Source organism: Streptomyces sp. NPDC043870 (assembly GCF_056435785.1).
Map to the genome: position 1 here is coordinate 145,443 of NZ_JBWKDT010000003.1, position 18,908 is coordinate 164,350.

18 protein-coding genes are annotated in these 18,908 nt (G+C 71.5%); 13 read left to right on the plus strand and 5 right to left on the minus strand.

Going from position 1 to position 18,908, the window contains the following annotated elements; all coding sequences use genetic code 11:
- Positions 1-91: 91 nt before the first annotated feature.
- The 8 genes from AC0699_RS05190 (at position 92) to AC0699_RS05225 (ending at position 8,806) form a co-directional block, all read left to right on the plus strand.
- Positions 92-1,462, plus strand: a complete 1,371-nt coding sequence (locus AC0699_RS05190; RefSeq protein WP_478655820.1) for an MFS transporter — start codon at positions 92-94, stop codon at positions 1,460-1,462.
- A gap of 103 nt (positions 1,463-1,565) precedes the next feature.
- Positions 1,566-3,284: an aldehyde dehydrogenase family protein gene (locus AC0699_RS05195; RefSeq protein ID WP_478655822.1), complete on the plus strand. Its 1,719-nt coding sequence runs from the start codon at positions 1,566-1,568 to the stop codon at positions 3,282-3,284.
- A gap of 27 nt (positions 3,285-3,311) precedes the next feature.
- A complete protein-coding gene (locus AC0699_RS05200; protein ID WP_478655825.1) occupies positions 3,312-4,901 on the plus strand; it encodes a long-chain-fatty-acid--CoA ligase in 1,590 nt (529 codons plus the stop codon).
- 126 nt (positions 4,902-5,027) lie between these two features.
- Positions 5,028-5,159, plus strand: a complete 132-nt coding sequence (locus AC0699_RS05205) for a hypothetical protein (RefSeq protein WP_478655827.1) — start codon at positions 5,028-5,030, stop codon at positions 5,157-5,159.
- On the plus strand, positions 5,156-6,748 hold the full coding sequence (locus AC0699_RS05210) for a GMC family oxidoreductase (protein ID WP_478655829.1): 1,593 nt from the start codon (positions 5,156-5,158) through the stop codon (positions 6,746-6,748). The genes AC0699_RS05205 and AC0699_RS05210 overlap by 4 nt, the downstream gene beginning before the upstream one ends.
- Positions 6,749-7,359: 611 nt before the next feature.
- Positions 7,360-7,569: a DUF397 domain-containing protein gene (locus AC0699_RS05215; RefSeq protein WP_478655831.1), complete on the plus strand. Its 210-nt coding sequence runs from the start codon at positions 7,360-7,362 to the stop codon at positions 7,567-7,569.
- Between the two features lie 44 nt (positions 7,570-7,613).
- Positions 7,614-8,336 carry a VWA domain-containing protein gene (locus tag AC0699_RS05220; RefSeq protein WP_478655833.1) on the plus strand — a complete coding sequence of 241 codons (723 nt, stop codon included), beginning with the start codon at positions 7,614-7,616 and terminating at the stop codon, positions 8,334-8,336.
- 62 nt (positions 8,337-8,398) lie between these two features.
- Positions 8,399-8,806: a VOC family protein gene (locus AC0699_RS05225; RefSeq protein ID WP_478655836.1), complete on the plus strand. Its 408-nt coding sequence runs from the start codon at positions 8,399-8,401 to the stop codon at positions 8,804-8,806.
- A gap of 114 nt (positions 8,807-8,920) precedes the next feature.
- Here the strand turns inward: AC0699_RS05225 and AC0699_RS05230 are convergent, their stop codons facing one another.
- The 4 genes from AC0699_RS05230 to AC0699_RS05245 form a co-directional block, all read right to left on the minus strand.
- A complete protein-coding gene (locus AC0699_RS05230) occupies positions 8,921-9,793 on the minus strand; it encodes a hypothetical protein (RefSeq protein ID WP_478655838.1) in 873 nt (290 codons plus the stop codon).
- A gap of 251 nt (positions 9,794-10,044) precedes the next feature.
- On the minus strand, positions 10,045-10,770 hold the full coding sequence (locus AC0699_RS05235; protein WP_478655841.1) for an SDR family NAD(P)-dependent oxidoreductase: 726 nt from the start codon (positions 10,768-10,770) through the stop codon (positions 10,045-10,047).
- Between the two features lie 2 nt (positions 10,771-10,772).
- Positions 10,773-11,762, minus strand: coding sequence for an acyl-CoA dehydrogenase family protein (locus AC0699_RS05240; RefSeq protein ID WP_478655842.1), 990 nt, complete (start codon positions 11,760-11,762; stop codon positions 10,773-10,775).
- A gap of 133 nt (positions 11,763-11,895) precedes the next feature.
- Positions 11,896-13,047 carry an acyl-CoA dehydrogenase family protein gene (locus AC0699_RS05245; RefSeq protein ID WP_478655845.1) on the minus strand — a complete coding sequence of 384 codons (1,152 nt, stop codon included), beginning with the start codon at positions 13,045-13,047 and terminating at the stop codon, positions 11,896-11,898.
- A 62-nt stretch (positions 13,048-13,109) separates the two neighbouring features.
- On the opposite strand from AC0699_RS05245, the gene AC0699_RS05250 reads away from it, so the two are divergent.
- The 5 genes from AC0699_RS05250 to AC0699_RS05270 all read left to right on the plus strand — a co-directional run bounded on the left by AC0699_RS05250 (position 13,110) and on the right by AC0699_RS05270 (position 17,911).
- The gene (locus AC0699_RS05250) at positions 13,110-13,937 is read left to right on the plus strand and encodes an SDR family oxidoreductase (RefSeq protein WP_478655847.1); all 828 of its coding nucleotides are present in this window, start codon (positions 13,110-13,112) and stop codon (positions 13,935-13,937) included.
- 15 nt (positions 13,938-13,952) lie between these two features.
- Positions 13,953-14,582, plus strand: a complete 630-nt coding sequence (locus AC0699_RS05255; protein ID WP_478655850.1) for a TetR/AcrR family transcriptional regulator — start codon at positions 13,953-13,955, stop codon at positions 14,580-14,582.
- Between the two features lie 8 nt (positions 14,583-14,590).
- A complete protein-coding gene (locus tag AC0699_RS05260) occupies positions 14,591-15,748 on the plus strand; it encodes an acetyl-CoA C-acetyltransferase (protein ID WP_478655853.1) in 1,158 nt (385 codons plus the stop codon).
- A gap of 302 nt (positions 15,749-16,050) precedes the next feature.
- Positions 16,051-16,254, plus strand: coding sequence for a cold-shock protein (locus AC0699_RS05265; RefSeq protein ID WP_003969786.1), 204 nt, complete (start codon positions 16,051-16,053; stop codon positions 16,252-16,254).
- 88 nt (positions 16,255-16,342) lie between these two features.
- Positions 16,343-17,911, plus strand: coding sequence for a DEAD/DEAH box helicase (locus AC0699_RS05270; RefSeq protein ID WP_478655866.1), 1,569 nt, complete (start codon positions 16,343-16,345; stop codon positions 17,909-17,911).
- Positions 17,912-17,975: 64 nt separating this feature from the next.
- Here the strand turns inward: AC0699_RS05270 and AC0699_RS05275 are convergent, their stop codons facing one another.
- Positions 17,976-18,881: a tyrosine-protein phosphatase gene (locus AC0699_RS05275; protein WP_478655868.1), complete on the minus strand. Its 906-nt coding sequence runs from the start codon at positions 18,879-18,881 to the stop codon at positions 17,976-17,978.
- Between the last annotated feature and the right edge of the window lie 27 nt (positions 18,882-18,908).

The window sequence follows — 18,908 nt, forward strand, 5'->3', positions numbered from 1 at the left end:
ACCGGCCCGCCCACGGCCCGGGCACGAGCCCGGGCCCGCGCCCCTCCCTTTCTCCCTCTCCCCTTCGCCATTCGCCTCCCGCGGAGCCCTTGTGACCGACACCGACGTCGTACCAGCTGTGCCCGCCGATCCTGCGAAGACCGCGAGCGACCCACGGCTCCGCACATGGGTGGTCACCGCTCTGCTCGTCGTCTTCATGATGATCAACTTCGCCGACAAGTCCGTGCTCGGTCTGGCGGCCGACCCGATCCGCGAGGACCTCGGCCTGTCCGCCTCCGCCTTCGGACTCGCCAGCAGCGCGTTCTTCCTGCTGTTCTCGATCTGCGGCGCCGCGGTAGGGCTGCTCGCCGACCGCATACGGCCCAAGTGGCTGCTGCTGACGATGGCCGTGCTGTGGTCCGTCGCCCAGGCCCCGCTGGCCCTGGGCGGAGGGCTCGCGGTGCTCATCGCCTCGCGTGTTCTCCTCGGCGCCGCCGAGGGGCCCGCCTTCCCCGTCGCCCAGCAGACCACCCTGTCCTGGTTCCCCAACCACCGGCGCAACCTGCCGGGGGCACTGATCGTGCTGGGGGTCACCCTGGGAGTCCTGGTCGCCGCTCCCGTACTGACCTGGGTGATCCATCATCACGGCTGGCGGTCGGCCGTCGCCGTGGTGGCGGTCGTCGGCGTGGTGTGGGCGCTGCTGTGGATCCCCTTCGGCGGGGAGGGCCGGTACGGGGCCGGCACGGACACGCACTCCTCGTCCTCCGCCGTCCCGGAGGGCGAGGGCAGGGCCGCTACCGGTACTGACTCCGCCATCGGGGCCGGTGCCGGTGCCGGCCCTGCAACCCCCAGGACGCCGTACCGCCGGATCCTCGCGACCCGTACCTGGATCGGTGCCACGATCGCCTACTTCGGCACCTACTGGCTGATCGCCTTCGCCCTGGTCTGGCTCCCCTCCTACCTCCATGACGGGCTGGGCTACTCCTCGGCCCGGTCCGCCCAGCTGCTGATGCTGGTCTGGGGTCTGAGCGGCGCCGTGGTGCTCGGACAGGCGGGTCTGACCGGATGGCTGCTGCGCCGCGGGACCGCGAGCCGGTGGGCCCGCGGCAGGGTCGGCGGCATCCTTCTGATCATCGGTGCCGCGGCATGCCTGGCCCTGCCGTCGGCCCCGGACGGTGCCGTGACCGTCGTGCTCCTGGTCGCCGGAGTCGCGCTCTCCGGAGCGATGAGCACCGTCGCCGTGACCACCGTCGCGGAGGTGGCCCCGGCCGATCGCCGCGGCGGCGCCCTGGGCATCATGAACGCCGTGGTGACCACCGCCGGTCTGATCGCCCCGACGCTGATCGGGCGTCTCGTGGACACCCATGGAGCGGGGGGCTACCAGTACGCGGTCGTGATCACCGGTGTCCTGCTCCTGCTGGGCGGCGTCGCCGCCGTCACACTGATCGACCCGGACCGCGACGCGCGCCTGCTCTCGGCCTGACGACGCGACACCGTGGTGTCCCCCGGGCGGAGTCCGCCGCGACTCGCACCGCGCACGGAGGCCCGCCCCACCCGCCTTCCCGCTACCTTCCGCAAGGAATGCCGTGAATTCCAGCGCCAACTCAAGTGCCCTCGACACCTCTTCCCTCGACCGGGCCGTCGCCGACCTGCGCAACGGCGCTCTGTCCTGGTCCGCCACCCCGCTCGCCGAACGCATCGCCCTGCTGGAGCGGCTGCTGCCGCGGGTCGTCTCCGGCGCCGCCGGCCTGGCCGCGGCCGGCGCCCGCGCCAAGGGGTACGTCCCCGACTCCCCGTGGGCCGCCGAGGACTGGACCGGCGGGCCCTGGGCCCTGGCGCAGAACGCCTCAGCCCTTCTGCACGTACTGCGGCGCATCGCGACGGGCAGGCACCCGCTCGCCGCCGGGGCCGTGCACGAGCGGCGCGGGCGTACCCAGGTCGACGTCTTTCCCGCCACCGGCTGGGACAGACTGCTGCTCAACGGCTTCACGGCGCAGGTGTGGATGCGCCCCGGCACCACCGCCGACCAGGTCCGCGACCGCGCCGCGGGCGAGTACCGGGGCCGGCCGGGAGGCCCGGCCGTGGCCCTGGTGCTCGGTGCCGGGAACGTCGCGGCCATCACCGCGCTCGACATCCTGCACAAGCTCTACGCCGAGGGCCAGGTCGTCGTCGCCAAGATGAACCCGGTCAACGCCTATCTGCGCCCGCACTTCGAGCACGTCTTCGCCGAGTACATCGACCGCGGCTGGGTCCGTTTCGTCGACGGCGGCGCGGCCGAAGGCGGTCATCTCGCCCGCCACGAGGGCGTCGACGCCATCCATGTCACCGGCAGTGACCGCACCCACGACGCCATCGTCTGGGGCACCGACGAGGACGCCGAGCAGCGACGGATCGACGACCGGCCCCTGGTCGACAAGCCCTTCAGCAGTGAACTGGGCGGTGTCAGCCCCTGCATCGTGGCCCCCGGACCGTGGAGCGACTCGGACTTCCGTTTCCAGGCCGAGCACATCGTCACCAGCAAGATGAACAACTCCGGCCACAACTGCATCGCCAGCCAGGTGCTGGTCGTGCCGCGCGACTGGGACGGCACGGAGCGGCTGCTGGACGAGATCCGGAGGGTGCTGCGCGGCCTGCCGGAGCGCACCGACTATTACCCGGGCGCGCAGCAGCGCCTCGCCACCGTTCTCGCGGCACACCCGGAGGCGGAGACACACGGCGACGGCTGCCGGCTCCTCGTCCCCGACATCACCGACCACGACGACGTGCTGATCACCGATGAGGTCTTCGGCAGCGCCCTGGGCGTCGTACGGCTTCCCGGCGCGACCACGGCCGAATTCCTGCTCCACGCCGTCGACTTCGCCAACGACACCCTCCCCGGCACCCTCGGCGCCACGCTCATCGTCGACCCCAGGACGGAGAGGACCGACCGCGCGGTGGTGGAATCGGCGATCGCCGGTCTGCGCTACGGCACCCTGGGCGTCAACTGCTGGTCCGCGGTAGGCTTCCTGCTCGGCTTCACCCCTTGGGGCGCCTTCCCCGGCCACACCCGGAAGGACATCGGCAGCGGCATCGGCTTCGTGCACAACGCGTTCATGCTCGAGGACATCGAGAAGACCGTGCTGCGTGCGCCCTTCACACCCGCCCCGCGCGGGCTGGTCACGGGTGACCCGTCACTGTCCCCGCGTCCGCCGTACTTCGTCACCAACCGCACCGCGCTGACCACCGTGGAACGTGTCACCCGCTTCACGGCCGCGCCGAGCCTGCGGAGACTGCCCGCCATCTTCGCCTCCGCCCTACGCGGCTGATCCCGCCACCACACCTACGGAGTTCCCATGCTCAATCTCGCCGTCATGCTCGAGAACAGCGCCCGTGCCGTGCCCGGCCGCACCGCTGTCGTCCTGGGCGACCAGGAACTGACCTACGCGGAACTGGACGCCGCCGCCTGCCGCGTGGCCAACCTGCTGCGCTCGCGGGGCATCGAGCCCGGCGACAAGGTCGCGCTGTCCTGCCCGAACCTCCCCTGGTTCCCGGTCGTGTACTACGGCATCCTCAAGGCCGGCGCGGTGGTCGTCCCGCTCAACGTGCTGCTCAAGGGCCGGGAGATCGCGTACCACCTGGCCGACTCCGGAGCGAAGGCGTACTTCTGCTTCGAGGGCACCGCCGAGCTCCCGCTCGGGCAGGAGGGCTGGTCCGGCTTCGGCGAGACGCCGGGCTGCGAGCACTTCTTCCTGATGACCGCGGCCCCCACCGAGGACTCCCCGATCGACGGGGCCCAGACCCTCACGGCCGCGCTGGCCGGCCACGGTGCCGACTTCCAAACGGCTGTCACCGAGTCCGGGGACACCGCGGTCATCCTCTACACCTCCGGCACCACCGGCCTGCCCAAGGGTGCCGAACTCTCCCACTCCAACGTGACGATGAACGTGCTGACCTGCCACAAGATCTTCGGCGAGGTCGAGCACGACGTCCATCTGGTCACCCTGCCGCTGTTCCACTCCTTCGGCCAGGTCGTCCAGATGAATGCCGGTCTCGCGGCGGGGGCGACCCTGGTGCTGTTGCCGCGGTTCGACGCCCGGTCGGCCCTCGGCCTGATGCAGCGCCACACCGTCACCTTCTTCGCCGGTGTGCCCACCATGTACTGGGCCCTGCTCAACGCCGACACGCCCGGTGTGGACCTGACGCAGATCGCCAAGAATCTGCGGATGGCCGTCTCGGGGGGCTCGGCGCTTCCGGTGGAGATCCACCGCCGGTTCGAGGATCGGTTCGGAGTCACCATCCTGGAGGGGTACGGGCTTTCGGAGACCAGCCCGGTGGCCACGTTCTCGCCGCGCGGCGAGAAGGTACGCCCGGGCTCCATCGGCCGTCCGGTCTGGGGCGTCGAGGTGGACCTGATCGCCGAGGACTGGTCCCCCGTCCAGGACCCCGACGCGGTCGGGGAGATCGTCATCCGCGGGCACAACATCATGAAGGGCTACCACAACCGCCCCGAGGCCACCGCCGAAGTGATGCGGGGCGGCTGGTTCCGCACCGGCGACCTGGCCCGCCGGGACGCCGACGGCTGGTACTACATCGTCGACCGCGCCAAGGACATGATCATCCGCGGTGGCTTCAACGTCTACCCGCGGGAGATCGAGGAGGTGCTGCTCACCCACCCCGCCGTGAGCATGACGGCGGTCATCGGTGTCCCCCATGACAGTCACGGCGAGGAGGTCAAGGCCTGCATCGTCCTCGCCCCGGGTGCGGAGCTCTCCGAGCAGGAGCTCATCGCGTGGTGCAAGGAGGAGATGGCCGGCTACAAGTACCCCCGCCTGGTGGAGTTTCTCGACGTCCTGCCCACCAACGCCACTGGCAAGATCCTCAAGCGCGAGCTCCGGGACGCGCCGGGGATCGCCGATTCGGCTCGTGACCCTGAGCGTGCATGAGGCCCTCTGGGCACGCTGACCGACGAGGACGCCCAGCGCATCGCCCTCATCCACGGCACCACCGGCACAGAAGACCCCTACGGCCGGCTCCGCGAGCCCGGATCGGACCTCACCGAGGAGGCAGTCATGGCAGACACCGCACAACGGGTCGCGCCGCACATGAAGATGAGCCAGGTGGCCATCGTCGACGGATTCCCCGAGCGAGCGGCAGGCAGGACCGCCCTCGATCACCTGCGCGCGAGCGAGGTGATCCGATGAGCACGCCGCCCCACAGCGTCGACTACGTCGTTGTCGGAGCCGGCTCGTCCGGAGCCGCGCTCGCCGGCCGGCTGACCGAGAAGGGGACGGTCTCGGTCGCCCTCCTGGAGGCGGGCGGCCCGGACAAGAAGGCGGCCATCCACATCCCCGCCGCCTTCTCCCAGCTCTTCAAGTCCGAACTCGACTGGGACTACTCGACCACCCCGCAGGCCGAACTCTCCGGACGCAGCATCTACTGGCCCAGGGGCCGGATGCTCGGCGGCTCCTCCTCGATCAACGCCATGATGTGGGTACGCGGGTACGCCGCCGACTATGACGAGTGGGGCGACCTCTGCGGCCCCGACTGGTCGTGGAAAGGCCTTCTGCCCTACTTCCGCCGTGTGGAGAGGATCACCGGGGCCACCGACCCGGACCACGGACGTTCCGGCCCCATGAGCATCGAGCCGCAGCGCGACCCGAACCCTCACACGGCGGCCTTCCTCGACGCCGTCAAGGAACTCGGCCATCCCCTCGAGCCCGCCAACACCACCACGCCCACGGGGTTTTCGCAGACCATGGTAAGCCAGCGACGCGGTGCGCGGTTCAGCACCGCGGACGGCTACCTCAAGCCTGCCCGCAGCCGCTCGAACCTGCACGTCATCACGCACGCGCAGGCCACCCGCGTGCTCTTCGAGGGACGCCGCGCCGTCGGCGTCGAGTACAACGCCGGGGGTGTCACGCGCAAGGTGCTGGCACGCCGCGAGGTCGTACTCAGCGGCGGCGCGGTCAACACCCCCCAGCTGCTCATGCTCTCCGGCATCGGCGACGCCACCCACCTGCGCACCCTCGGGATCGACGTCCTCGTGGATGCGCCGGAGGTCGGCGCCAACCTCACCGACCATCTCATCAGCGGCCTCGCCGTCGACGCCCCGGACCGGACGCTGTTCTCCGCCGAGCGGCCCGCTGAACTGCTGAACTACCTCGCCCGCCGCCGGGGCATGCTCACCTCCAACGTCGGCGAGGCGTACGGCTTCGTCCGCAGCCGGCCCGGACTCGAACTGCCCGACGTCGAGATCATCTTCGCCCCGGCGCCGTTCCTCGGCGAAGGTCTCGTCAAGGCGTCCGGTCACGGGCTGACGGTGGGGGCGATCCTTCTCTGCCCCCGGAGCACCGGATCGATCACCCTCGCCTCACCGGACCCGCTGGACAAGCCACTGATCGACCCGCGCTACCTCACGGACCCCGACGGGGCCGACCGCGCCGCCCTGCTGGCCGGGCTCGACGTCTGCGAACAAGTCATCGACCGGCTCACCGCCCGCGGACTGACCACGGGCCGTTTCCTCATGCCCGCGGGAGCCGAGGAGCTGCCCCGCGACCAGCGTGACGCGCTCGCGCTGGCCGATCACGCCCATACCCTCTACCACCCCGTCGGAACGGCACGGATGGGCCGCGACGACTCCTCCGTCGTGGACCCGCAGCTCCGTGTACGAGGGGTCCACGGTCTCCGTGTCGCCGACGCGTCGATCATGCCGACGATCATCCGCGGACACACGAACGCCCCGGCCATCGTCATCGGAGAACGGGCCGCAGACCTGCTCGCCGCGAGCTGAGGGCCCACGGCCGGCCCGGGTCCGGATCGCGATGCTCATCCACGACGCCGAAGTCCGGCGGCCGACCGACTCCCGTATGCGGGCGGGGGGGGGGGGGGGCCCCCCCCCCCCCCCCCCCCCCCACACCCCCCCAAGAAACGCCCCGCCCCCCCCACCCCTCACCCCGCCCCCCCGCCCCTCTCTTACCCCCCCCTCCCCCCCCCCCCCCCCCCCCCCCCCCCCCCCCCCCCCCCCCACCCCCCCCCCCCCCCCCCCCCCCCCCCCCCCCCCCACCCCCCCCCCCCCCCCGCGGCGTGTGCGGGTGATTCCTCTGGGTCCGGCCTCATGGCATCCACCGTTGGCCACGCTCGGTAGGGCAAGCAAGGGCACTGCGTGAAGGGGGCCTTGTCCATGACCGAGCCCCGGAGCACCGATCCGTACACAGCGGCTGTGCCGCCTGGCCCGCACGACGAAGGTCGCCGTCGGAGGAGGGTGCGGGCAGCGGCCAGCTGATCGACGATCCCGCCCTGGTGGAGCACTGTCAGAGGTCATACGATCTCGCCAGGGCCGCCGCACTGTCGCCGAAGGCGTCCCTCGAACTGCTGGAGTCGGTGCGGAGGACTACGGAACGCATGAACACCGTGCAGGAGTTGAGCCACGCAGTCTGGCGCAAGTCGTCCTACAGCGATGGCACGGGCGGAAGCTGTGTCGAAGTCGCGGATCTTCCCGGGACCGTTCCCGTCCGCAACAGCAAGAACCCGGACGGTCCCGCGCTCGTCTTCCGTGCTGCGGGCCGGGCGGCCTTCGTGACCGCGGTCAAGGAGGGTTCCGTCGCGGGCTGACGGCCCCACCCCGCGTCCATCAGCACGGCGAACGGAGTTGCACCATGGCGGCCATCAGCCTGCGCAAGATGGAGGAGACCGCCCCGGCCCTCGTCAGCCTCTACAAGAGCGCGGGCGTCTCGCTGGAGAAGCACGGTCTGAGCGGTCAGCGCGCGGCCGTCTACCTGGTGGTGGACTACTCCGGTTCGATGAGGCCGTATTACCAGGACGGCAGCGTCCAGGCTCTCGCCGACCGCGTGCTCGGGCTGTCCGCGAACCTCGATGACGACGGACGTGTCCCGGTCGTGTTCTTCTCCACGGACATCGACGCGGAGACCGAGATCGCGCTCGCCGGACACGAGGGCTGCATCGACCGGATCGTCGCCGGTCTCGGGCACATGGGCAAGACGAGCTACCACCTGGCGATGGACGCCGTCATCGACCACTACCTGGACAGCGGCGCCACGGCACCGGCGCTCGTCGTCTTCCAGACCGACGGCGGGCCCATCAACAAGCTCGCCGCCGAACGCTATCTGTGCAAGGCGGCCGAACTGTCGATGTTCTGGCAGTTCATCGGCTTCGGCGACCCAGGCAGCAAGCAGTTCGACTTCCTGCGCAAGCTGGACGAACTTGCGGTCCCCGCGAAACGGTCCATCGACAACGCAGGCTTCTTCCACGCGGGCCAGGACCCGCGCCGGGTGCCGGACGCGGAGCTGTACGACCGGCTGGTGTCCGAGTTCCCGGTGTGGCTGGAGAACGCACGAAGGATCGGCATCGTACGGTCCTGACCGTCGGGACGGGGCCGGAATTCCGGTGCGGCGGTCCGGTCCTCCGTGCGAGCGTGGCGCGTATGGCTACCTTGGTGCGGCATGTGACGATCGACAGCTCCGACGCGTACGCGCTGGCCACCTTCTGGGCCGGGGTCCTGGAGTGCCCGGTGAGCGACGAGGACCAGCCGGGTGACCCCGAGGCGCTGGTCCAGGCGCCCGGAGTCGGCATCCTCTTTGTGACCGTGCCCGAGAAGAAGACCCTGAAGAACCGGGTCCACCTCGACCTGCAGCCGCAGGACCGTACCCGCGACGAGGAGGTCGACCGGCTGCTGAAGCTCGGCGCCACGCTCGTGGGCGACCGGCGCAACCCGGACGGCACCGGGTGGGTGACGCTCGCCGACCCTGAGGGCAACGAGTTCTGCGTGGAGCGCAGCGCGTCCGAGCGGGCCGCGACGGCGAACGTGCCGGGCGCCGAACCGACGGAGTAACCCCCACTGGCCCCCACGGAGGCCGTCGGGCTTCCAGGGACGTCCGGAGCCCTGGGAAAGGGCCGGAACGGACCGGCGGTCGCAGCGGACGGACCTGACCCGGCTCCTGCGGTCCTACGGCCGTACGGGCTCGGGTGTCGGCGCGGGCACGATCACGGGTTCCGGGGTGGGGTCGTCGTTCAGCTTCCGTTCCACCTGCTCCAGGTCGCGGATCGCGTGATCGAGGTCCTCCTGGAGGACCTCGAAGATCCTCGGTGTCTGGGGAGCCGCCTCCCGGAATGCGGCGGCCCGGCGCTGCGCGGCCCGGAGATAGTCGAGCACGTTGCGGGCGTACTCGGCCGGAGGGAAACCGACGTACTTGCTGAGCAGTGACTCCAGTGTGAGCGAGGCCTTCTGGGTGTCGGTCGTCATGACGGCGAAAAGGTCCCAGGCCTCCTGGTCGTCGTGCGGGACCCTCGCGCGCAGCCACTCGTACGCCTGATCCCGCCGGGCCAGGGCTTCGTGCACGTTCCGCCGCACCGAGAGCAGGGCGAGCTTGAGTTCCGGTGGGACCGGATAGACCTGGCCGGCGTCCATGTCCAAGGCCGTGCGGAGGTCCGCGATGTTGGTGAGGGACTTGTCGATGTCGTCGAGGGCGACGCGCAGTACCCCGATGTTCCGATAGAACTCCGGGTCCCTGCACTGCAGATCGTGGTACCCGGCCAGCCGGTCCGCCGCAGCCCGGATGTTGCGGTCGACGAGTGCGATCTGCTCGAAGGCTCCTGTGTCCCGCAGAATCTCCAGCGCCCGGTCGCCACGGGAGCGAGTCAGCGCCTTGGCGAAGCAGAAGCCCGCCAGCGAGAACAGTGTGCCGATGACGAAGTCCTTCTCCTCGTTGAAGATGCTCTGCAGATTCTCGTACGCGATCACGGAGATCACGACCAACAGGATCAGCCCGCCAAGTCCCCACGTGTACTGGGCACTTGAGGGCCGGCCTCGCTCGAGCATCCGTTGCAGCATGCTTCGCCCCCTCGGCAACCGGCTCGGTGAAGGTCAAGGGTCTTGAGGGTGGTCCGGCGGTGTCAAGGGCGGACCGGAGTCACGCGCGGGCGCGCACGAACGAGGCCCTCGTGGCGCAGTGGACCGCAGTCCGCTCGGCCGCGGTCCGCTCGGCCGCGGTCCGCTCGGCCGCGGTCCGCTCGGCCGCGGTCTGCTCGACCGCGGTCCGCGAGGACGAGCAGGGCCGGGGCAGCGGCCGGTCATCCGGTCGTCAGGCCCCCGTCCACCGTGAATTCCGTGCCGGTGACATACGACGACGCATCCGACACCAGGAAGAGGATCAGCTCGCCGACCTCCTCCGGCCTGCCCATCCGGCCCAGCGGGACCTTCGACCAGTCCCCGCCGGAGACCGCGGCCGTCATCGGGGTGTCGATCGCCCCGGGGTGTACGGAGTTGACCCGGATCCCGTACGCCGCCAGGTCCAGCGCCGCGGACCGGGTCAGCCCGCGCAGTCCGAACTTCGTGGATCCGTACGCCGCATGGCCGGGGATGCCGACCAGCCCGGCCGTCGACGAGACATTGACGATCGAGCCCCCGCCTGCCCCTTTCAGTACGGGCAGCACGGCCTGGATGCCGAGGAAGGGGCCGAGCAGATTGACCCGGAGCAGCGTCTCGAAGTTCTCGTACGTCTCGTCCTCGACGCTCGCGGTCCGCCATATCGCCGCGTTGTTGACAAGCGCGTCGATCCGTCCGAAGGCCCCGAGTGCCGCCTCGACCGTGAGCGCCCAGCTGTCCGCGACCGACACGTCATGGCGTCCGAACAGGCCCGCGTCGCCCAGGGACTCGGCGATTTCCCGGCCTTCGTCTTCCCGTACGTCCGTCACCACGATCCGCGCGCCCGCCTCCGCGAAGAGCCGTGCCTCCGCGGCGCCCTGGCCCCGTCCCGCGCCCGTGATCAGCACGACTCTGCCGTCCAGTGAGATCATGGTCAGCGCTCCAGCACCGCCGCCCGGCACTGCGAGGGCGTGCCCCACGCGTCCCGCAGCGGCCGGGCTCTGCGCAGCCAGAGGGAGAGGTCCAGCTCCTCGGTGTAGCCGACCGCGCCGTGCAGCTGGAGGGCGGTGCGGGCGGCGGTGTACGCGGCCTCGCCCGCCGCCACCTTCGCCGCGGCGACATGGGCGGGCGCCATGGACAGCGCCGCCCCGAACAGCAGCGGCCGGGCGAACTCGAGGGCGATCAGGGTGTCCGCCAGCCGGTGCTTGACCGCCTGGAACGACCCGATCGGCGCACCGAACTGGGTGCGCTGCCCGGCGTACGCGACGGTCCGCTCCAGCAGGGCGAGCCCGGTGCCGAGCGCCTGCGCGGCCGTGGCGAGCCGCGCCCAGTCCGCCGCGCGCGCGGCCGCGGCCGCCACGTCCGGCCCGGTGGCCAGGACCTCGCCGCCGTCGTCCGGTACGGCCAGTCGCCGCGCCGGATCGGCCGAGGCCCGCACCGGCCCGTGCCCGGGTGCGATGAACAGCCGGAACGGCTCTCCGTCCTTGCCCTGTTCGGCCACGAGGACGCACGTCGCCGTATCGGCGTCCAGGGCGTAGGGTCCCGAGCCCGGCAGCTTCAGCGTCGCCGTCACCTCGCCCGCCGCGATGCCCGGCAGCAGCCGCTTGGCCGGCCCGGGGTCACCCAGCCCGGTGACCAGCGCCGCCGCGGCGACCGTTTCCACCACCGGTCCCGGCACCGCATGGCGTCCCAGCTCCACGAAGGCGACGGCGAGTTCGACGGGGAGCGGGCCGACGCCCTCGTACGCCTCCGGCACGGCCAGTGCGAAGACGCCTGCCTCGGCGAGCCGGGCCCACAGCGCACGCCCGGGCGAGGCGTTCCCGGCGGCCCAGGCGCGAGCCGCCGCAGGGGTGTCCGCGGCCGTCAGCATGGCGTCCAGCGAACGGGCGAAGGCCTGTTGCTCGTCGGTCAGCAGGAACTTCATGGGGTGCCTCCTCGCGGATCGGTCCGGGACACGGGCACGAGCACAGCCGCGGGCACGGGCACAGGCACAGGCACAGGCGCGCCAGGGCGCGCCGGCCAAGGGCCCGGGGGCGTCTTCCCGGACAACCCCCGCATCAGCGGCGCCCCTTCGGCAGACCGAGCAGCCGCTCGGCGATGATGTCGCGCTGGATCTCGTTCGTCCCGGCGTAGATGGGGCCCGCCAGCGAGAACACGTACCCCTCCGCCCACCCGCCCGGCCCGTCCGCGAGCTCGCCCTCCCCGCCCAGCAGATCGAGCGCGGTCTCGTGCAGGGCTATGTCGTACTCGGACCAGAAGACCTTGTTCAGGCTCGACTCGGCGCCGATGACCGCGCCCGCCGCGAACCGTGCGGCATTGGCACAGGTGAACAGCTGGTACGCCCGTGCGCCGATCACCGCGTCCGCGACCCGGTCGCGCAGCGCGGTGTCGGCCGGGTCGGCGGCCGAGCGCCACAGCTCCACCAGCCGGTCGGCGGCGGCGAGGAAGCGGCCGGGAGAGCGGAGCGTGAGGCCGCGTTCGTTGCCGGTTGTCGACATGGCGATACGCCAGCCCTGCCCCGGCTCGCCGATCACGTCCTCGTCCGGTACGAACACCTCGTCCAGGAACAGCTCGGCGAAGGCCGGCTTGCCGTCGAGCCGGCGGACCGGGCGGACCGTCACACCCGGCGCCCGCAGGTCGAACATCAGATACGTCAGGCCCCGGTGGGGTTTGCCGGCGTCGAGGTCGGTCCGGAAGATGCCGAACGCCCGGTCCGCGAAGGCCGCCCGTGACGACCATGTCTTCTGGCCCGACAGCAGCCAGCCGCCGTCCGTCCGCACCGCCCGGGACGTCAGCGACGCGAGGTCCGAGCCCGACTCCGGCTCCGACCACGCCTGGGCCCAGATCACCTCGCCGCTCGCCATCGACGGCAGCACCCGGGCCCGCTGCTCCTCCGTGCCGTGGTCGAAGAGGGTCGGGGCGAGGAGGTTGATGCCGTTCTGGGAGACCCGCCCGGGCGCGCCCGCCGCGTAGTACTCCTCCTCGAAGACCAGCCACTGGAAGATGTCGACGCCCCGGCCCCCGTACCGCTGTGGCCACGACACCACCGACCAGCGGTCGGCGTACAGCTCCGCCTCCCACTCGCGGTGCGCGGCGAAGCCCTCCTCCGTCTCCAGCGACGGCAGGGGCCGGTCGGGGACGTGCGCGTGCAGCCACTCCCGGGCCTGTGCGCGGAGCGCGTCCTCGTCCGCCGTGTGCGTCAGGTCCATGGAGTGCCGTCCCTCCTCGGAACACCTTCCCTAACAAGTGTTTGGTAGGTTACCGTGCCGGTGTGACGGACAACAAGGCTCAGTACGTGCTGGGGCACGCCCTGCTGGACGGCCGTACCGCCGTCATCACCGCGGCCGCCGGGGCCGGGATCGGCGGTGCCACCGCCCGCAGGTTCCTGGAGGAGGGCGCGCGAGTCCTCATCAGCGACGCGCACGCACGCCGGCTCAAGGAGACCGAGGAGACGCTCGCCGGGGAGTTCGGGGCCGAGGCGGTCGCCTCACTGCCGTGCGACGTCACCGACGAAGCCCAGGTGCAGGACCTCTTCGGACACGCGGTCCGGATCCACGGCGGGCTCGACATCGTCGTCAACAACGCGGGCCTCGGCGGGACGGCCGCGCTCGTCGACATGACCGACGAGCAGTGGACCCGCGTCCTCGACGTCACCCTGGGCGGCACCTTCCGCTGCACGCGCGCGGCCCTGCGCGCCTTCCGTGACGCCGGCCGCGACTCCGGCCGCGACGCCGGCCGCAGCTCCGGCCGTGGCGGCGGGGCCATCGTCAACAACGCCTCCGTCGTCGGCTGGCGCGCCCAGGCCGGACAGGCCCACTACGCCGCCGCCAAGGCCGGCGTCATGGCGCTCACCCGGTGCGCGGCCCTCGAGGCGGCCGAGTACGGGGTCCGGGTCAACGCGGTCTCACCGAGCCTCGCCATGCACCCGCATCTGGTGAAGGTCACCTCGGCCGAGCTGCTCACCGAGCTCACCGGGAAGGAGGCCTTCGGCCGGTACGCCGAGCCCTGGGAGGTCGCCAACGTCATCGTCTTCCTGGCCAGCGGCTACTCCTCGTACATGACCGGCGAGACCGTGTCCGTCAGCTCCCAGCACGCGTAGGACCAGAATGGGCACGTGCCTACGACCAAGAAGAAGACCCAGGTGACCGCCTCGCCCGAGCGGCGCCGCGAGCTGCTCGACACCGCGGCCGAGGTGTTCGCGGCCCAGGGCTACAACGCCACCACGGTCCGCAAGATCGCGGACGCGGCGGGGATGCTCGCGGGCAGCCTCTACTACCACTTCGATTCCAAGGAATCGATGCTCGACGAGATCCTCTCCACCTTCCTCGACGAACTGTGGGAGGGCTACGACGCCGTCCTCGCGGCCGGGCTCGGGCCGCGGGAGACGATCGAGGCGCTCGTCACCGAGTCGTTCCGCGAGATCGACCGGCACCGCGCCGCCGTCGCGATCTACCAGAAGGAGTCCCGGCACCTGTCCGGGCAGCCCCGCTTCCACTATCTCGCCGACTCGCAGCAGAAGTTCGAGAAGGCGTGGCTCGGGACGCTGGAGCGCGGGGTCGCCACCCGCGTCTTCCGCGAGGACCTGGACATCCGGCTCACCTACCGGTTCGTCCGCGACACGGTGTGGGTCGCGGCGTCCTGGTACCGGCCGGGCGGACAGCACAGTCCGGACGAGATCGCCCGCCAGTACCTGTCGATGGTGCTGGACGGCATCTCCGTACGAGAGACGTCACCACAACCGTAGGAGTTGTCATGGCCGAGGCCTACATAGTCGAAGCGGTACGCACCCCGGTCGGCCGGCGAAAGGGCGGCCTCGCGGCCGTGCACCCCGCCGACCTCGGCGCACACGTCCTGAAGGCCCTGGTCACACGGGCCGGTATCGACCCGGTCGCCGTGGAGGACGTCGTCTTCGGCTGCCTGGACACGGTCGGTCCGCAGGCCGGTGACATCGCCCGCACGTGCTGGCTGGCGGCCGGACTCCCCGAGGAGGTGCCCGGCGTCACCATCGACCGCCAGTGCGGCTCCTCCCAGCAGGCGGTGCACTTCGCGGCCCAGGGCGTCATGTCCGGCACCCAGGACCTCGTCGTCGCCGGCGGCGTGCAGAACATGACGCAGATCCCGATCGCCTTCGCGTCCCGCCGGGCCGCCGAGCCGCTCGGGCTGGCCGACGGCCCCTTCCACGGCTCGCAGGGCTGGCGGGCACGGTACGGCGACGCGCCCGTCAACCAGTTCCACGGCGCGGAGCTCATCGCACGGAAGTGGGGCATCTCCCGGCTCGACATGGAGGAGTTCGCCCTCCGCTCCCACCGGCGGGCGATCCGGGCGATCGACGAGGGCCGCTTCGAGCGGGAGACGGTGGCCTACGGCGATGTCACCGTGGACGAGGGCCCGCGCCGCGACACCTCCCTGGAGAAGATGGCCGCCCTCCAGCCGGTCATGGAAGGCGGCACGATCACCGCCGCCTGCTCCTCGCAGGTCTCGGACGGCGCCGCGGCCATGCTGCTCGCGAGCGAACGTGCGGTGCGCGAGCACGGCCTGACCCCGCGCGCCCGCGTCCATCACCTCTCGGTCCGCGGCGAGGACCCGATCCGTATGCTCTCCGCGCCCATCCCGGCGACCGCCCACGCGCTGAAGAAGACCGGCCTCTCCATCGACGACATCGACCTGGTCGAGATCAACGAGGCCTTCGCCCCGGTCGTCCTCGCCTGGCTCAAGGAGACCGGCGCAGATCCGGCCCGTGTGAACGTGAACGGCGGCGCGATCGCCCTGGGCCATCCGCTGGGTGCGACCGGCGTGAAACTGATGACGACGCTGCTGCACGAACTGGAGCGCACGGGTGGGCGGTTCGGGCTGCAGACGATGTGCGAGGGCGGCGGCCAGGCGAACGTGACGATCATCGAGCGGCTCTGATCCGGGGTCCGGGGTCCGGAGGTACAGAAGTCCGGCGCTCCCGCGGTCCGGACGACCGCCGGTCAGCGGCCGCGCCGGCGGACCTCGGTGGGCTCCCGCAGCGCGACCGCAGAGTTCGGGTGTGCTCGCGACGGCATCCATGCCAATGGCTTTGCGGGTCCGGGCCCGAGCCGTGCTAAGGTCTCAGCGTTGCAGTTTTGGTACCCATGAACTTTATGTGCGCCTGACGGGAATGTTCCGCCGGGCGCATAATTGTTTTCCGGCATCTCCGGATGGGACCTCTTACCTATCGGGAGAATGACATGGCCACGGGAACCGTGAAGTGGTTCAACTCTGAAAAGGGCTTCGGCTTCATCGAGCAGGACGGCGGCGGCGCCGACGTCTTCGCGCACTACTCCAACATCGCCACCTCGGGCTTCCGTGAGCTCCAGGAGGGCCAGAAGGTCTCCTTCGACGTCACGCAGGGCCAGAAGGGCCCGCAGGCGGAGAACATCGTCCCGGCCTGACACCCGGACGCGTACCTCGCAGCCGGGGCCCGCACCTTCGCGGTGCGGGCCCCGGCTCGTGCTGTCCTCAGGCCCAGGAAGGCATCGAATGACTGTCCCCGAACGTCCCGCACGCAAACGGCCGGCCAAGCGCGCCGCCACGCAGTCCCCGAAGGCGTCCGCGAAGAAGTCCATAGCCGGCTCCGCGAACGGTTCCGCGAAAGGCACTGCAAAAGGCTCTGCGAAGCGCTCCGCCGGTGTGCGCCGCGCCGCGCCGCCGCAGGAATTCGCGCTGCCGCAATCCAGCACGCCCGCCCTGCCCGCCGTCGGGGCGTTCGACGAGCTGGACATGCCGGCCGCGCTGCTCAAGACCCTCGCCGCCCAGGGCGTGACCGAGCCCTTCCCGATCCAGGCCGCCACCCTGCCGAACTCCCTTGCCGGACGTGACCTCCTCGGCCGCGGGCGCACCGGATCCGGCAAGACCCTCGCCTTCGGTCTCGCCCTGCTCGCCCGCACCGCCGGGCGGCGGGCCGAGGCGCACGCGCCGCTCGCCCTGGTCCTCGTGCCCACGCGGGAGCTCGCGCAGCAGGTCACGGACGCCCTCACCCCGTACGCGACGGCCGTCAACCTCAGGCTCGCGACGGTCGTCGGAGGGATGTCGATCACCAAGCAGGCCGGTGCGCTGCGGCGCGGCGCCGAGGTGCTCGTGGCGACGCCCGGACGGCTCAAGGACCTCATCGAGCGCGGCGACTGCCGGCTCGACCAGGTGGCCGTCACCGTGCTCGACGAGGCCGACCAGATGGCCGACATGGGCTTCATGCCCCAGGTCACCGCGCTGCTGAAGCAGGTGGAGCCGGACGGGCAGCGGTTGCTGTTCTCGGCCACCCTGGACCGCAACATCGACCGGCTGGTACGGCAGTTCCTGAGCGACCCCGTGGTGCATTCGGTCGACCCGTCCGCCGGCGCGGTGACCACGATGGACCACCACGTCCTGTACCTCGCCGACGAGACCGACAAGAAGGCCGTCACCACGCGCATCGCCGCCCGTGACGGCCGGGTCATCCTCTTCCTGGACACCAAGCGGTCCGTGGACCGGCTCGTCAAGCGGCTGCTGGCCAGTGGCGTACGGGCCGCCGGGCTGCACGGCGGGCGGACCCAGCCGCAGCGCAACCGCACCCTCGACCAGTTCAAGAACGGGCAGGTCACCGCACTCGTGGCGACCAACGTGGCGGCCCGCGGCATCCACGTGGACGACCTGGACCTGGTCGTGAACGTCGATCCGCCCACGGATCACAAGGACTATCTGCACCGCGGCGGACGCACCGCGCGGGCGGGCGAGTCGGGCAGCGTGGTGACGCTGGTGCTGCCGGACCAGAAGCGCGAGCTGACCCGGCTGATGTCGGACGCGGGGATCAGCCCGCGCACGGCCAGCATCAAGTCCAGCGACGAGGAACTGGCCCGGCTGACCGGCGCCCGCGAACCGTCCGGCGTGGCCGTCACCATCGAGGTGCCGCAGCCGCAGCCGAAGCAGGCCTCCGCGCAGTCCCGCCCGAAGCGCAAGCGCGCAGGAGCGGCCCCGGCCCGTCGCTCGCAGCCCGCAGGGCGCGGCCGGACCGGGGGCGGCCGTGCTGCCGGCGGTGCCCAGGGCCGGACCGGGAGCCGCCGGGCCGCGCAGTAGCCGCTCAGTGGCCGGGCGACAGCCCGGCCGGCCCGGTCGCCGAGCCGCCGGGCCGGCCCGCCGTTCAGTGCAGCAGCCGCCCGCGCAGCGCCGACAGCGTACGAAGATCCAGGCCCAGCCCCTTCGTCAGATAGCCGAAGAGGCCGCCGTACTCCGTGTCGACGGCCGCGAGAGCGGAGTTCAGATACTCCGTGCGCACCTCCTGCAGCGGGATCAGCAGGTCCGGGTTCTGCATCCGGCCGGACTGCTTCAGGCCCTCGCGGACCTTCGCGTCGTACGCGGCGCGGTAGGTGTTGGACGCCAGATAGTCCTGTACGGCGAGCGGCTCGGGCACGCCCAGCGCGACGAGCAGCAGATAACTCGTCCAGCCGGTGCGGTCCTTGCCGGCCGTGCAGTGGTAGAGCAGCGGCGTGGTGGCGGCGGACGCCGCGTCGCGCAGCGTCGCGCCGAACCGGTCACGGTTCTCGGCGCTCGTGACGAACGTGCGGTAGACGCCGTGCATGAACGCGGCGGCCTTGCCGTTGCCGAGCATCTCCTCCTGCTTGACCGGATCGCCCGAGCCGATGACGGCCAGCAGCTGGGCGAACAGCCCGTTGTCGGTGACCGGGCGGGACGTGACCGCGAGGCCGGCCGGGAGACGGTCGGCCCCGTCGTACTGGAGCTCCAGCGGGATGCGGTAGTCGACGACCCTGCGCAGCCCCAGTCCGGCCAGCGTGGTGACGTCGGCGTCGGTGAGCCTGCTCAGGGCGTCGGCGCGGTGGACCAGGCCGTACCGCACCCGCTCTCCGGTGTAGGTCGGGTGGCCGCCCAGATCACGGACGTTGACCGCGCCCTGGAGCGGGAGATGAGCCTGGAGCGGGAGATGCGCCTGGCGGGGGCGCGCGGACGCCGCGGGGGCGGCGGACGCCAGCAGGGCGGTGGCGCAGGTGGCGCAGGCGGTGCTCAGCAGTGCGCGTCGTGTGAGTGGCATGACGGAACTCCCTTGCGGGATATGAGG

Bases quoted from the DNA above. Each gene is read 5' to 3' on its own strand.
- AC0699_RS05225 (WP_478655836.1), top strand. From the start codon at position 8,399: ATGGCTACCTTGGTGCGGCATGTGACGATCGACAGCTCCGACGCGTAC.
- AC0699_RS05215 (WP_478655831.1), top strand. From the start codon at position 7,360: ATGAACACCGTGCAGGAGTTGAGCCACGCAGTCTGGCGCAAGTCGTCC.
- AC0699_RS05235 (WP_478655841.1), bottom strand. From the start codon at position 10,770: ATGATCTCACTGGACGGCAGAGTCGTGCTGATCACGGGCGCGGGACGG.
- AC0699_RS05220 (WP_478655833.1), top strand. From the start codon at position 7,614: ATGGCGGCCATCAGCCTGCGCAAGATGGAGGAGACCGCCCCGGCCCTC.
- AC0699_RS05210 (WP_478655829.1), top strand. From the start codon at position 5,156: ATGAGCACGCCGCCCCACAGCGTCGACTACGTCGTTGTCGGAGCCGGC.
- AC0699_RS05240 (WP_478655842.1), bottom strand. From the start codon at position 11,762: ATGAAGTTCCTGCTGACCGACGAGCAACAGGCCTTCGCCCGTTCGCTG.
- AC0699_RS05265 (WP_003969786.1), top strand. From the start codon at position 16,051: ATGGCCACGGGAACCGTGAAGTGGTTCAACTCTGAAAAGGGCTTCGGC.
- AC0699_RS05275 (WP_478655868.1), bottom strand. From the start codon at position 18,881: ATGCCACTCACACGACGCGCACTGCTGAGCACCGCCTGCGCCACCTGC.
- AC0699_RS05260 (WP_478655853.1), top strand. From the start codon at position 14,591: ATGGCCGAGGCCTACATAGTCGAAGCGGTACGCACCCCGGTCGGCCGG.
- AC0699_RS05205 (WP_478655827.1), top strand. From the start codon at position 5,028: ATGGCAGACACCGCACAACGGGTCGCGCCGCACATGAAGATGAGCCAG.
- AC0699_RS05230 (WP_478655838.1), bottom strand. From the start codon at position 9,793: ATGCTCGAGCGAGGCCGGCCCTCAAGTGCCCAGTACACGTGGGGACTT.
- AC0699_RS05245 (WP_478655845.1), bottom strand. From the start codon at position 13,047: ATGGACCTGACGCACACGGCGGACGAGGACGCGCTCCGCGCACAGGCC.
- AC0699_RS05270 (WP_478655866.1), top strand. From the start codon at position 16,343: ATGACTGTCCCCGAACGTCCCGCACGCAAACGGCCGGCCAAGCGCGCC.
- AC0699_RS05200 (WP_478655825.1), top strand. From the start codon at position 3,312: ATGCTCAATCTCGCCGTCATGCTCGAGAACAGCGCCCGTGCCGTGCCC.